Raw genomic sequence first — 14235 nt, forward strand, 5'->3', positions numbered from 1 at the left:
TTGGCGGAATGAGCTGGCTAAGGGCTGCCAATCAAAATGGATCAATTGACCGGCTTTAGCGGCGCGCCTGAAACTAAAGCGCCGGACAGACAGCCTGGTGGGCGGCAGCAATCAGCCTTATTGCAGAAAGCTGCGCTGCGGATCCGTCAGGGATCATATTTAGCGATAAAAAAAGCGGCTGTATCGGGTTTCGGTACAGCCGCTTTGATTTTAATAGCCCGTGTTCTGGCTGAGTGCCGGGTTGGCATCCAGCTCGGGCTGCGGTACCGGGAACAACACGGCGTTGGCTTTCCAGCCGGGCTTTGTGCCGAGTACGGCGGTGGCCCGGTTGGTTCGTTTCAGGTCGAACCAGCGGTGTCCCCATTCGCAGAACAGTTCTTTGCGGCGCTCGGCTTCGATGGCCGCTGGCAGGCCGGCGGCATCGCCGGTGTATAAGGCGGCACCGGCCCGGCGCTGCACGGCCTGCAGGTCGGCGGTGGCGCCGGTGATATCGCCGGTTTGGCTGCGCGCTTCGGCCCGGATCAGGTATTGTTCGGCCAGGCGGAGCATGACGTAGTTTTCCGTGATCGTACCGCTGCTGAAGACCTTTTTGTATTTAGCCGGGTAGCTGTAGCGTTTGCCGCTCACCGTATTGGCGCTGATCCATTGGCTGAGGCGCTTATCGCTGGTGGCAAAGGCGGATTCCAGCCCGCTGCTGAGCACAAAGGGCGGTACGGCACTCGTGGAGGAAGGGACAAACAGCGAAGCTTCCCAGGTCTCCCGGCCGGGGTAAACAGGTACCAGTCGCCAGAGGGTCTCCCGGCTGCCGGCCAGGAACACCTGGCCGGGCTGATCGGCCAGGCCGAAGCGGCTGGCGCTGATCACTTTGCTGGCCTCCGTGATCGCCTGGGCAGGCTGGCTGCGATAGAGGTAGACCCGGGCCAGCAGCGCGGTAGCGGCATAATAATTGGCGCGGCGGGTGTCGGTCGCTTCGGGGGCCAGGTTGGCCTGCGCGAATTGCAGGTCGCTGCTGATCTGGCCATAAACTTCGTCCGCAGTGGCCCGGGGCAGGGACCGGCTTTGCTGGTAACTGGTCATGGTCACCAGCGGCACCGGCCCGTACAGGTTGACCAGGTTAAACAGCAGGAAGGCCCGCACAAAGCGCGCCTCGGCGGTCAGCGCACTTTTCCGGGTCGGAGTGATTCCGGGGGAGGCCGCGATGCCTTCGATACAGGCGTTCGCCGGGTAAAGCTGCTGGTAGGCATTGCGCCACAGCGAGGCGTTATTGGCATTGCGGGTGCTGATGTTATTGGCATAGAACTCGGTATTGGCACCGGCGGCGGCCGTGCTGAGCTCATCGGCGGAAAGGCCGGCCGTCACCGTGATGCCGCCGGAACTGAAGCCCTGCCCGAAGGACTGGTTCATATTGATATAGATCCCGGTCACCGCCGCGGCCGCATCGGCGCTGTCGGCGAATACTTTGTCCGTGGTCAGTTCATTTTTAGGCGATCCGGCCTCTACGAATTTCTTACAGGAGGTAAAGACGCCGCTGCAGAGCAGCAGCAGGATCAGGATCTGGTAGGAGATGGGGTGTTTCATGTCAGGGAAATTAAAGGGTAAGTTGTAAGCCAAGGACCACCGTCTTCAGGGGCGGCACACCAAAGAAATTTTGCGTTTCCGGGTCATTGCCCAGGTAGTTGGTGATCGTCAGCAGGTTCTGCGCATTGGCGTATAAGCGTAGGTTTTGGATATGCAGGCGGGTCAGCCACCTGTCGGGCAGCTGCCACGAAAGGGCGACATTCTTCAGGCGCAGGTAGGAGGCGTCGCCGTAGACCCCGCTGGACTGGTAAAAGTTCGATCCGGCATCGTAGGCTTCGCCATATTGTACGGACAGCCGCTGGAACTGCGCCTGGTCGCCCGGCTTTTGCCAGCGCTGGTTGAAGGCCGCCGGCAGGTTCTGCTCGAAGCCGGGCAGGTTGCTGTAGATCTGCTGCAGGTAGGTCACGCCCCATTGCTTGCGGAATTCCAGGAACACATCCAGCTGCAGGCTGCGGTAGCGGAAACTGTTCTGCAGCCCGCCGAACCATTTGGGGTCGGGGTTGCCGATCAGCGCCTGGTCATTCAGGTTGCCATTGGAGGGCGAAACCGGGTTGCTGGTCCGCTCCCCGTTGGCTTTATAGAATTCGAATAAGCCGGTCTGCGGGTTGACGCCGGCGTAGCGGTAGCCCCGCACCACATTGGTGGACTGCCCGAGAAAATACTGCGTGCTGTAGGCCGAGGTGGCCAGGCCGGGAAAGGACACGAGCCGGTTCTTAGGAATGCTCAGGTTCATGGCCGCGGTCCAGCTGAACCCGCTGGTTTTGACGGGTGAGCCCTGCAGCGTGAACTCCCAGCCCGTGTTTTCGACCAGCGCGTCCAGGTTTTCGATCACAGAGCTGAAACCGGTTTGCGAAGGCAGGGTATAGCTGACCAGCTGGTTGCCGGTGCGGTTGCGGTACCAGGTCGCGTTGAGCAGGATCCGCTCGCGCAGGAAGCCCAGCTCCAGGCCTGCTTCCAGCTTTTTGGTGCTGGCCCAGCCGAAGCGGTTGTTAAAAAGGTTCCGCGGCAGGTAGCCCAGGGCGCCGTCGTAAGCATAATTGCCGGGTGCCCAGCGGGAAAGATAACCGTAGTCACCGATCTGGTCGCTGCCGGTGATGCCGTAGCTGCCCCGCAGCTTGCCGTAGCTGATGAGGGGCAGGTGTTCTTTGATCAGGCGTTCTTCGGCAAACAGCCAGCCGGCGCCGATCGAACCGAAACTGCCGAAGCGCCGGTCCGGGCCGAAGCGGCTGGAGCCGTCCCGGCGGACATTGACGTTCAGCAGGTATTTCTCATCATAGCGGTAAGTCAGCCGTCCGAAGACCGCCTCGTATTTGTACAGGCTGTAGGCATCGCTGATGCTGCGGTTCGGCGCACCGGCGATCGCGCCGATCAGTTCGTCGCTCAGGTAGCCGGTGCCGGTGGCATCGGTCCGCTCATTGTTATTCTGCTGGAAGGTGCCGCCCAGGAGCGCGCTGTATTGATGTTTGCCGGCGCTGCCGCGGTATTCCAGCTGCGGCTCGATGATCCAGGTGCGGTAGTTGTTGGTGCCGAAACTGGCGGTCGCCTGCGGGTTGTTATAGGGGCTGAGCGTGCTTTTGGGTGTGCCCTTGTATTCACTGCCGTTGAAAGTAGTATAGCCAAAGCTGGAACGCAGCGTCAGTCCTTTCGTCAGCTTGTAGCCGGCCAGCAGGCTGCTGCTCAGCAGGTTGTTGCTCACACGGTAAGGCTGCTGCAGGTAGGCCAGCACGTTGTTGCCGGAGGGATAATTGTTCAGTTGTTCGCCCTTGTAGTTCCAGACCAGGTGGCCGCTGCCGTCCAGCAGGTCGGGGTAGTTCGGGTCGAGGCCGAAAGCGCCCAGTAGTTCGCGGGCGCCGCTGCTGTTGTTCCGGTTGGCCGAATAGCTGGCCGAAAGGTCGAGGTTCAGGCGGCTGTCGGGGCTGCTGTGGTGCAGGCTCAAAGCCATATTGCCGCGCTGGGCGGCAAAAGGCCCCGGGAAGATCGAGCTTTCCCGGTTATAGCCGCCGCTCAGGTGGAAGGTCGTCTGGGCATTGCCGCCGGAAATGGAAAGGTTGGCATTCGTCATCGCGGCTTTGTTGCCGGTAAAATATTTCCGCCAGTCGGTGTTTTTCTGCGGGTCGAACAGCAGCAGGTCCGGCGCATAGGCTTCGTCATAAGGCGTCAGGTTGGGCTGCAGCCCGTCATTGGCCAGGGCTTCCCGCCGCATGGCCAGGTACTCGCCGGTATTCATCAGCGGCAGGGTCTGGCCGGTAAAGCTCAGGCCGCTGTTCAGGTTAAGGTCGATCCGGGTCTGGCCGGCTTTGCCTTTTTTGGTGGTGATCAGGATCACGCCGTTGCCGCCGCGGGAGCCGTAGATCGCCGTGGCATCCGCATCGCGGAGCACTTCGATGCTCTCGATATCCTGCGGGTTAAGGCTGCTGAAGGGGCTCAGCCCGCCATAGCTGTTGTTGTACATGCCCGCATTACCGGGTGACTGGGCCGACTGGTATTGATTGACATTGCCGTTCTGGGTGGCGAAGGGGACGCCGTCGACGATATAGAGCGGGTTATCCCGCGGCGCCAGGATGCTGTTGGTCGGGCGCAGGGTGTTCTGGCCGCGGATCTGCAGGTTGACCGATGCGCCGGGCAGGCCGCTGCTGGAGGTGACCACCAGGCCGGGCACCCGGCCCTGTAAGGCGCTGAGCGGGTTGCTCACCGGCTGCCGGGCGATCTCCTCGGCCGTGACCTTGGTCACCGAGCCGGTATTGAAGCGCTGGGTGTTGGTCCCGTAGGCGATCACCTGGACCTCGTCCAGCTGGCTGCGGCTCCCGCGCAGGCTGACGGTCAGCGTGGTTGCGCCGGTCCAGTTGAGGTCGAGCAGTTCAACGCCGACACCGGTAAAACGCAGGGTGGCCGGGCCTGTGGGGGCGGGGAGGGTGAAATGGCCCTGTTCATCCGTAAAGCGGACGATATTAGTGCCTTTAATGCTGACGGTAATGGCGGGCAGCGGCTGCCGCTGTTCATCCAGCACCGTGCCGCTGATCTGCTGCGCGCTGGCGACCAGCGGCAGCAGCCAGAGGAATAGAAGATAGTATAGGATTTTCATGTTAGTTGGGTTGGTTTTTTTAGTGGACGGTTTCGGTGGCCTGACGGATGACGTAGGTTAGGATCTTTCTTTTTTCCCGCCGGAAGGTGATGCCGTATGGTTGGAGTAAGGGGCGCAGTTCCGCCTCATTGGCGGCGGCTTTCTTCAGCCGGAGATCGATCACCGGGTTGCTTGTGGTTTCGTTCAGCACGGGCAGCGCGGAGACTTCATCAAACAGCTGCAGCGCTTCGCTGAGCGGGCAATGGGTAAGGGTGATCGGGATGTTGAGCTCGGGGGTATACCAGTTGGTCTGCGCTTGGGCGGTGTCCGGTCTGGTGGTTTTTGTTGTGGCCGCGGCGCTGGTTGTAAAGACCAGGCATTCGCGCTCGACGGTGGTACTGTCAACCTTCAGGTTGAAGTAGCGGCGCAGGTCTTCCTGCAGCAGCGCCAGCGCAGATTCGGGTGAACGCGGGGGAAAGATCGCCTCGTAGGTAAAGAGGTGGGCGGCTTTCCAGGCTGGGGTGCTGCCGGGATGCAGCAGTCCGCTGTCCACGCCCGTACCGGTCATGATCCGGTTTTGGCTGACATTCCCGGTTTCGGGGAAGGCGGCCGTGATCAGCGTATAGGCGCTCTGGTTGACGAAGGCCAGGCGTTCGATCTGCCCGGCGCTGTTCTGATCGCGCCAGATATAGGGCCGGAGTTGGGGGGCGTAGGGCGTCAGCAGCGAGCGGTAGGTATAACTCGCCGGCTCGCCGCCGTTGCCGGCCTGGTAGAGCGGGCGATTCATCTGGACGGTGATGGTCTGGGGGGCATTGGTTTTGGACCGGCCGGCCAGCACGGCGGTGATCGTATCGGCATCAATGGCCTCGGTGCCGGTCGTGCCCAGCAACTGGTTGTTTTTGATCCAGACATAAAAGGGTACGGCCTGGTGCGGGAACAGCCGGGTGGCCAGGCTATCGCCGTAGACCGTGGGGAAGTGCCATTCGGGGTGACGGGCGAACAGGGCTTTGAGCTTTGGTTGGGTATCGCCGGGCCAGCTGTCGATCGCCAGGAATGTGACCTTGCCTTTAAATTGTTGCTGGAGCTCTTCAACCGCCGGGAACATTTTGATGCAGGAGGTGCACCAGGTGGACCAGAAGTCGATGATCAGCAGCTGGTCTTTGTAGTCCTGGGTGTTGATCGCTTTGACGCGGCTGTTGACCAGCCGGGTGAAGGTGAGTGCCGGGATTGCGTCGCCTGGTTGAAGCGGCCGGACCGGGCTTTGGGCTGCTGCGCCGGCGCTTAAAAAAAGGCAAAGCGCGGCCAGGACACGGGTGGGTATCATTTTTTTCATGGGTGTTTTAATTTAAATGAAGCGGAATGGGGGTGGGGCGGTAACGGCAGCCCGCCAGGTTTAACTATTAACTGGTCGCGGGCCGCCCCTTACCGGAAGGTCATTCGGGCGGGCAGATAAGCAGCACCCAGATACTGGCTTTACTGGTGGTCATGTGCTCGGGTGATTTGGTTATCGGCCAGGGTTTGATAGACTTCGGCCTGGTGGTAGATCTGGCCGATCAGTTTTTCCAGGGTGATGAAGTCCGGGGAGTTTTTGATCTCTTCCGCGGTGCGCAGACCTTTTTGCCGGGCCAGATTTCGCTCGAACCAGCTTTGCAGTTCCTCCTGGAATTGATCATAAGGAACGGTTTGGAAATGTTCCATGATGGTGGTGAGGGAGGTGAAGGATGGTGGCGAAGCTGAGTTATTTTCAATGTCCATACGTTGGGTATTCTCCTAACTGCATGGTCATCAATGTTGATTTGCAGCTGGATCACTAATTAACATAATTTTCGCACCCCCTGTGAAAATTAGTCGGTTGACAATTATTATAATTAGGTTGATTTTTATATCTTTAACTCAATATCATGGAAAGTAATTTGAACCATATGCAGGAACTGACTATAGGACAAAAAATTGAACGAATTAGGTTGTTCAGGGGAGTAAAACAGGAGTATTTGGCAAATCGCCTTGGCATCTCTCAGCCACAGTTTTCTAAGATTGAGCAGCAAACCGAAATTGAAGATGAATTACTTAAGCAAATCGCCGATATATTAGGCGTTACACCGGAGACGATAAAGAATTTTGATGATGATAAGATAACCTACACAATTAATAATTTTTACGATATCCATGATATTGAAATCAAGGACAACGCTTCAAGTAATTTTGTGGCACAACAGTTCAATCCTATTGAAAAAATAACTGAATTGTATGAGCGGTTGTTAAAAAGTGAACGGGAAAAGATTGAACTTTTAAACGAAAAGAAAGCTAACTGATAATATGGAAACCACCAATTATAAACCATTACATATAGGAAAGAAAATAGAACGTGTACGACGGTTAAGGGGCTTAACCCAGGATGAGATAGGTGTAGGTTTGGGCATAACTAAACAAGCGGTTTCTAAATTAGAGCAAAGTGAATCAATTGACGATGAGCGGTTGGATAATATTGCTAAAGTATTGGGGGTGACTAAAGATGGCCTGATCAATTTTGATGAAGAACGTGTTCTTAATGTAAATACAAACTTCAATGAGAACTGTGGTGTGACTGTAAACTCAATTTATACTTTCGTCGAAAACGTGAATAATCCGGTGGAGAAGATTATTGAATTATATGAGAGCTTGCTTAAAAGTGAACGGGAGAAAGTAGAAATTCTTTTGAAAAGATAGAAAAGGGTTAGGATGATTGCTTTTTTGCGGGCGCATTCGCGTGCTTGAACGTATCGGCGATGATCATTGTGATCGCATTTTTGATGCGTGTTCTTCCGGCCTCTGTACTGATATCTATTTCGCAAAACAATGTATTGTTTGAAGCGGAATGCAGTACCAGGTAATAAATACCGGCCACCATCAATGCACCTACTGCCCGTATATCCACAGTGGTCTTATCTAATTCCGCATCCGCGATGACGAAAAGGTCGGTTCCTAATTTCTCTCTTTCTTCTGCAATTTTGAACATGATGTCGCTTTGCTCACTGATCTGCCAGATTACGAGCTTTTGCATCTCTTCTTCATTGTGGAAAAAGTCCAGTTGCTTGTGTAAGAGTGTAGTGATGATTTCTTTGATCCCTGCGTTCTCCAGTTTATCGATCTCGCTTTTCGCGCTATTGGCTGCTGATACCCAGTAATCTTTTTGACGGACATAGGTTTCTATTAACTGATCTGTGCTATCGAAATATAAACTAATTAGCTTACGGTCTAAACCGGCTGCTTTGGCGATAGATGAGGCACTCAGGCCGGTATAGCCTTTCGTTTTGATAATGTCACCGACTGCGTCAATCAATCGTTGCATGGATCGCTCTTTGTTATTACTGGTACCTTGATATGTTTTTTTTGCCATAAACTTCGTTTATACCCAAATATGCGTTTCTCTAGTGGAATTGAGAAATCAGGGCGATGCCTTCGGCCCGGGCTCTGCGCTTTATCTGCTCTGCAGGATGCCGCTGTGATCCCTATAGCTTATTAAAAAATGATGGAATTTGTCTTTATCTTTTTAGGCGAATAATTCTTGGAAAATACTGCAATGGATAATGTTCAGTTATCTTTTAGTCACCTGGCCGTTGCCAAGAGGCCGCTACATCCTTAAACACGTCTCTTGTTCAGATGTAATTCAGGTATCGGTTTGTTGATCACTTTAGCTATTATTTTAAGGAATCCCATCGCCGGTGACAGAGTGATACTAAGACATGATGTCCAAGGCATCTTGTACTTTAATCCAGTGCGCAACCTTATTGGGCACTTCAATTTCATTATATTTTTGTATTGGCCGCTTCAATAAGCACTTCGAGGTTAATGTTGGGATAGCCAAGTTTGGAAAGCAGGTGTTCCAATGAATTCTTTCGCTGTTCGGATTCTTCGGTTATGAGCTTGGGCATTTTGGATAGCCAGTGCCATTCCTCTTGCATCACCAAGTGCTTTAAGTCTTTTGGAAAGGTCTGTTGGTCCTTCAGCATCTCGTTCTTGAAAGGCAAGAGCAGTTCGTTCTCGTAGTCCGTCAAACCGCGTTGTAAGCTCAGCTCGTGCTCCCTCAAGGCGCTCTTGTCTTCCATCTCGTATTTTTTCAAGGTCGGCGATAGCTTCTTTTTCTTCGCGCTCAATTCGTTCATGATAGTTTCGTTGACCAAGCTGCTTTCGAGCAAGGTCTGCTGGTGCGCTGTCGATATTAAGTCGTATTCGTTCGATAGTTGCTCTTGCAGTTGCAATAGCTCGTTCCACTCGTTCTTGCTCGCTTCCAATTGATTCGAGCGTTCCTCCAAATTGCTCATCCATTCGGTTTCGTACGCGTTCGTCCTCTTGTTCAAGCTCTCCCTGAAGTTGCTCAATTGTTTTTCCTGTGCCACCAAGTGCGATCTCTTGCTGTCGGATGTCTGCTTCAAGTATTCTTTGCGCTCGTTCAAAGTCGCTTTTAGTTGATCGATATGCGTCTTCCAGATTTTTGAAACTTCGATTAAGTCTTGCTCTTCCTGTTCGAAGCTCGACTCCTCGTCGCTCAATTTCATCAAGCGCTCCGCGATGTGTTCTTTCAGCGTCGTTTCGATATTGTGTTTCAAGTCCGGCGCGTCGTTCTCCAGCTCGCTTAATAGCGAGTTCAGTTGTTCCGATAGCTGTTCGTACTGCGCATTCTGATGCTCGGTACGGTTCTCCATCCAGACATCGCCTAAGTGCTCGTAGGAGATTGTTAACTTGTACCTTTCGGCAGTCGTAAGTTTCTTCAGAAAGTCGGTCCGGGTCTCCATCAATTGCAGGTATTCCTTCTCCAAGATCGGTGGGTACCTGAAAGTAAGCGATTTGTTGTTCGTCGTCATGATATAACCATTTGGCGCGGTCGCCTGTTGTTTGTGAAATTTCTATTGCTGCGGCTGATTCTTGGGGTATTGTTAAGTTGATGGTGTTGACGCTCAGGCGTTTTAAACCCGCGAACTCGGCAACAGTCAATTTTTTTCGTTTACCGATCTGAATAAATAAGATCGGCTCGTCATTCTCATCATAAAATACCACATCTGCGTTGAATAATAGTTCTTCCGGCGAACCATCAAATACAAAGCCTGATTCAATGCTACCGTTTAACCCTTCATAAAAGTAAATGTCTTTGGCTACCCGCTCAGCGCTGATCAACGCACCTGGCAATAAGAAGAGTGCCAAACCGGTCTCGCCTTTGGGCGGATATTTATACAGGATGGGAACCTTGACCTGCTTATTTAATTGCAAGGTTTCTATAGCCAGTTTACGCCGGTATTCTTCGTCTTTGAAAGTGCATTGCTGGCCGGGCTTGATGAACTTAGCATCATGCCTGAAATATTTGCGATGGTTTTGGGTGTTAGGGAATACCGCCTGCATTTCGCGTCCGCAACCAATACATAAGTAGCCCTTTCGGCCACGTTCCGGTGCTTCAGAAATGTGAATATTTTTCGCTAACTTTACATAACGCGCATAATCATGGTGCGCATCTGATTCATTGGTTGGAAAAGCAGGCATAGTTCATGTGTCTATAAAAGTTATGTAAATTTACATAAGAATAATTTTAAGAAGCAAATTTTATTTATATTTGTGATGTAAATTTACATCAATGAGTAAAGACAACTTCTTAAATGAGTTTTATAAATTGTTAAAGCCGGTAGACGCATGGAATGGTGATATCGATTCGATCAAAGCCTTATTTGAACTTAAACTTTCCAAACATGGTATCACGCAGAACCAGGCCGAGAACCTGCTGGCGATGCAGAAGCGTTCATTAGATGGCATTCTGGACGGTACCGCAAAACGGGTCGATGTGATCAACTTATTGAAGCTGGGTCAGTTTCTTGGTTTGGAAACCGAAGCATTATTGCGTTTATATATTAGCGAATTGCCGCAGGATATGGTGGCCGAACTCGAAGATGCCCGGAAAAAGACCTTTATATTAGCGAACTTCGATATCAAAAACCTCAGTAAGGCCGGTTTTATTAAATCCAAAAATGACTTTGCGGAGATCGAGCAACGGATCACGAGTTACTTCGGTTTGGAATCTATCTTTCAATACGCCAACCGTCAATATATCCCTGCGTTTAGTAAGACCAAACGGGGCGAGAACACGCCGATGCTGGAGTTTTGGGTTAGGTCAGCTTATTCGCTTTTGGAAAGCATCAAGAATCCGCATCCTTACGACCGGGACGAGTTGGTCAAACTGATCCCCAAGATCAGGCCATACAGTATGAACGTAAGTGAAGGATTACGTACTGTGACCCGTGCCCTGTTCAATCTGGGGATCACGGTGATCTACCAACCTTATCTTCCGACCACATCCGTTAGGGGCGCGACCTTCATTATCAATGACAAACCCTGCATCGTATTGACCAACCTAAATAAAAATTATGCAACGGTGTGGTTCGCCCTTATGCACGAGATCCACCATGTGCTTTATGACTATAGTAAGATCGAAGGCCAGGTTTTTCACCTGACGGGCGAACCCGATCTATTCTTATTGGAAGATGAAGCTAACAAGTTCTCGCGTGATTATTTCCTGCCCGCCGATCGCGCGAAATTCGTCTATAAGTTCATTGACAATACCTTGGTCGTAAATAACCTGGCCAAAGAAAGCCAGATCCATCCATCCCTAATCTATAACTTCTATTGTTATGAGATGGACGTAGCTGGCAAAGGTAATTTCTGGGGCAAATACAAGCACCTCTTGCCAGATGTCAATATCGCATTAAAAGACATCAACGTGAATCCATTTGATCATGAAAAGATCGATGAAACCGTAGCATACCTGAATACCCACATTTTTAATATCTAGATCTTATGGCTGACCAAATATTAACCGAGCAACAACGAAAAAACAACGAAGAGAAACTACGCATTCTGGCAGAAACGGATGCGGTGAAAGGTGAACAACTGACCATTACCGAAACCGGCTCGATCGAAAAAGAAAATGAGCTTCGCCAGTTCGCACTCGGCAGTATAGAAGACCCGGAGCGCAAATACGAAGTTTATTATAAAGGCATACAGCGACTGTTGATGAAGCACCTGCCTTCAGGCAAGCAGAACAAAGTCGCCCGTGACTACATCTACGAGGAGAAGAATACCTATTTATCACGCGGTAAACGCATCAACAAAGCGGGTATCCGCGGCGCCGATGGTCGCATGGGTTACTTAGCCGACGCCGACGAAATATTTCAGATCGTCATGGACTGGATCTTAGCGAACGGTTCCATGGTAGACCTCTATACCAGGCTGCGCGAATTGAACATCAGTAAAGGTTACGGTACCAGACAATTTTAAAAGTGTATTATTTGATATGTACGATTTCTCTACGCTTAACAGTTCCGATTTGGAAGACTTGGTCTGTGACCTGCTAAATGAAATAAATAAGGCTGAACGTAATGGCATTTTCTACCATACTTACAAAGATGGTAAAGACAAAGGTATTGATTTTCGTTATTCTACTGATACCAACGAGAATTGGATCGTCGGGCAAGTGAAGCATTATTTGAAAAGCGGGATCGATCTGTTGTTATCAGATTTGGAGAAAAAGGAAAAAAACAAGGTGGCAAACCTAAAACCGGACCGTTACATATTCGCCACTTCTGTCGACCTCGCCGTTGGCGACGTGGACAAGATCGTAGCTATATTTACCCCATTTTTAAAAAAGAATGGTGACGTTTACGGTACAAAAGACCTTAATCAACTTCTAGGAACTTATAAGGATGTCATTGACCGGCATTTTAAATTATGGTATTCCAGTAGCGAGGTGTTGAAAAAGATCGTTCACTACGAGATATTTGGCCGGGCCTTGGAATTTACGGAAGACTACCTGAAGCGGAAGTTAAACCTATATGTAAAAACACCGCTATTTGATCAAGCGCGGAGACATTTACTGAATAAGAAGCTTGTGGTTATCACCGGCGACCCGGGCTGCGGTAAAACCACACTGGCAGAACTATTAGTATATGAGTTTATTAAGGACGATTACGAATTGACCTATTTAATCGATGATATTCGCGATGCTGGTAAAGCTATTCGGAACGATGATAGTAAACAGATCTTTTATTTTGATGATTTTCTTGGCCACAATGCTGCCGAAATAGAAAGGTCAAAAGGCGCAGATTCCGCTTTATTGATGGTCATGAATAAAATTCTGCGCTTAAACAACAAATTCATCATCTTCACGACACGCTCATCTATATTCGCCAGCGCGTTGGTACAATCGCAAAAATTAAAAGATTTTAATCTGGATGGCTTTAAGAATCCTATTCATCTTTCGGCCTACACCGATGACATTAAAAGGCAAATCCTGTTAAACCACATCGAGTATGCGGATATTACGGAGGACCTGAAGGATATGCTCCGGGAAACAAGCATACAGAACTTCATTGTTGCACATCCGAATTTCAATCCCAGGTCGATCGAATATATCATTACTCCGCACCGTATCGCTGGCTTGGACGAGGCGCAATACCGAAATTTCATCATTAATAATTTTGGCAATCCGGATGATATCTGGCACCATGCCTATTTTGAACAGATCGGCGAAGCAGAACGACTCTTGTTAAATACCATGTACAGCTTGGGCGATTCGATCAGCAGGGACGAATTAGAAGAAGCTTTTGACAGCAGAATAGCCTATGAAGTGGAGTATCACAACTTTCAGAAAAAAATGTTCGCTTTCGAACGCACGTTTAAAAATCTGCTGGATAGTTATATTTTTCCGCAAAATAATCCCTCAAATATCGTTCGATACCGTTTCGACAGTCCATCATTGGTAGACTTTCTAAACGGGGTCATTTTTCAAAATCGTGATGAGATCAAAAGGATCATCGGGGCAGCCGTTTCCCTGGAACAGATTAGCAAACGATTCCTGCACTTGTTAGACAAGGATGGCGATCCAAAGCTTATTGAATCGATAAAAGCCAAATTACTCCAGTTCAATTCCAATCCTGAGTTGGAAGATGCTGACCGCATCGATTTGGTTTTTCTACTTTACAATTATGTCGAAAATTCAGCAGTGGTAGATCTTATGATCGAGAACCTTAAGACAATTCAAGATTTCATAGAGCCTGCTGATGACCCTGCCGCGCTGGCCAAGTTAAAACTATTCCTGGAGCACCAATCGGAACCGAGACTAATAAAAGCCATTTCAGAAATCGGAACTAAAATATTCATACCTATCATCGATGATGAGTATACCTTGGAGGATATTATCAAAGTTTGCCAGATGATCAAAAATAAATATGCCGTTGATCCATCCGGTTTGCTCCTAAGAGAAAGCCAGGATTTCAAAAACCGTATTGAAGAACAATTCTTCCAGGAAATGGAAAATGATCTGGAGGATCTCAAAGGATACATCACGGGTGAAGACGAACTGGATGAAATGAAACGGAAATATATTGATTACGCAATGCATTTGGAAGAGTTTGGTATAAAGATCACCTGGTTTGAGAATAGCTTTGACATCAAGGATTGGTTCGAGGCGATTTCGCACAATCAGTTCCGGCATTCCTACAATAATGATAAAGACACCTAATCAATAAAATGCCGGTATTCGTTCTTTTATTAATAAATTAGCAATAAAATTAGCTTAA

General features: G+C 50.3%; 11 protein-coding genes. 5 read left to right on the forward strand and 6 right to left on the reverse strand.

Annotation, left to right across the window (positions count from 1 at the left end):
- Positions 1 to 210 precede the first annotated feature (210 nt).
- From ACVW2L_RS04850 to ACVW2L_RS04865, 4 genes are all read right to left on the reverse strand, one after another.
- Positions 211 to 1578, reverse strand: coding sequence for a RagB/SusD family nutrient uptake outer membrane protein (locus ACVW2L_RS04850; RefSeq protein ID WP_457126830.1), 1368 nt, complete (start codon positions 1576 to 1578; stop codon positions 211 to 213).
- Positions 1579 to 1588: 10 nt separating this feature from the next.
- Entirely contained in the window at positions 1589 to 4660 is a 3072-nt protein-coding gene (locus ACVW2L_RS04855; protein WP_457126831.1) for a SusC/RagA family TonB-linked outer membrane protein, read from the reverse strand.
- A 19-nt stretch (positions 4661 to 4679) separates the two neighbouring features.
- On the reverse strand, positions 4680 to 5972 hold the full coding sequence (locus ACVW2L_RS04860) for a TlpA family protein disulfide reductase (protein ID WP_457126832.1): 1293 nt from the start codon (positions 5970 to 5972) through the stop codon (positions 4680 to 4682).
- A gap of 140 nt (positions 5973 to 6112) precedes the next feature.
- Positions 6113 to 6394: a hypothetical protein gene (locus ACVW2L_RS04865; protein WP_457126833.1), complete on the reverse strand. Its 282-nt coding sequence runs from the start codon at positions 6392 to 6394 to the stop codon at positions 6113 to 6115.
- A gap of 146 nt (positions 6395 to 6540) precedes the next feature.
- Between ACVW2L_RS04865 and ACVW2L_RS04870 the strand changes: the two genes are divergently transcribed.
- On the forward strand, positions 6541 to 6951 hold the full coding sequence (locus tag ACVW2L_RS04870; RefSeq protein WP_457126834.1) for a helix-turn-helix domain-containing protein: 411 nt from the start codon (positions 6541 to 6543) through the stop codon (positions 6949 to 6951).
- 4 nt (positions 6952 to 6955) lie between these two features.
- Positions 6956 to 7345, forward strand: coding sequence for a helix-turn-helix domain-containing protein (locus ACVW2L_RS04875; protein ID WP_457126835.1), 390 nt, complete (start codon positions 6956 to 6958; stop codon positions 7343 to 7345).
- A 7-nt stretch (positions 7346 to 7352) separates the two neighbouring features.
- Here the strand turns inward: ACVW2L_RS04875 and ACVW2L_RS04880 are convergent, their stop codons facing one another.
- Both ACVW2L_RS04880 and ACVW2L_RS04885 read right to left on the reverse strand, forming a co-directional pair.
- Positions 7353 to 8015, reverse strand: a complete 663-nt coding sequence (locus ACVW2L_RS04880; protein WP_457126836.1) for a TetR/AcrR family transcriptional regulator — start codon at positions 8013 to 8015, stop codon at positions 7353 to 7355.
- 449 nt (positions 8016 to 8464) lie between these two features.
- Positions 8465 to 10150 carry a hypothetical protein gene (locus ACVW2L_RS04885; protein WP_457126837.1) on the reverse strand — a complete coding sequence of 562 codons (1686 nt, stop codon included), beginning with the start codon at positions 10148 to 10150 and terminating at the stop codon, positions 8465 to 8467.
- 91 nt (positions 10151 to 10241) lie between these two features.
- On the opposite strand from ACVW2L_RS04885, the gene ACVW2L_RS04890 reads away from it, so the two are divergent.
- The 3 genes from ACVW2L_RS04890 to ACVW2L_RS04900 are packed head-to-tail and all read left to right on the forward strand — an operon-like array spanning position 10242 to position 14177.
- The gene (locus ACVW2L_RS04890) at positions 10242 to 11450 is read left to right on the forward strand and encodes an ImmA/IrrE family metallo-endopeptidase (protein ID WP_457126838.1); all 1209 of its coding nucleotides are present in this window, start codon (positions 10242 to 10244) and stop codon (positions 11448 to 11450) included.
- Between the two features lie 5 nt (positions 11451 to 11455).
- A complete protein-coding gene (locus ACVW2L_RS04895; RefSeq protein WP_457126839.1) occupies positions 11456 to 11935 on the forward strand; it encodes a hypothetical protein in 480 nt (159 codons plus the stop codon).
- A 16-nt stretch (positions 11936 to 11951) separates the two neighbouring features.
- Positions 11952 to 14177 carry an nSTAND3 domain-containing NTPase gene (locus ACVW2L_RS04900; RefSeq protein WP_457126840.1) on the forward strand — a complete coding sequence of 742 codons (2226 nt, stop codon included), beginning with the start codon at positions 11952 to 11954 and terminating at the stop codon, positions 14175 to 14177.
- Positions 14178 to 14235 lie beyond the last annotated feature (58 nt).

The sequence above is a fragment of the Mucilaginibacter sp. HD30 genome, from assembly GCF_054061755.1.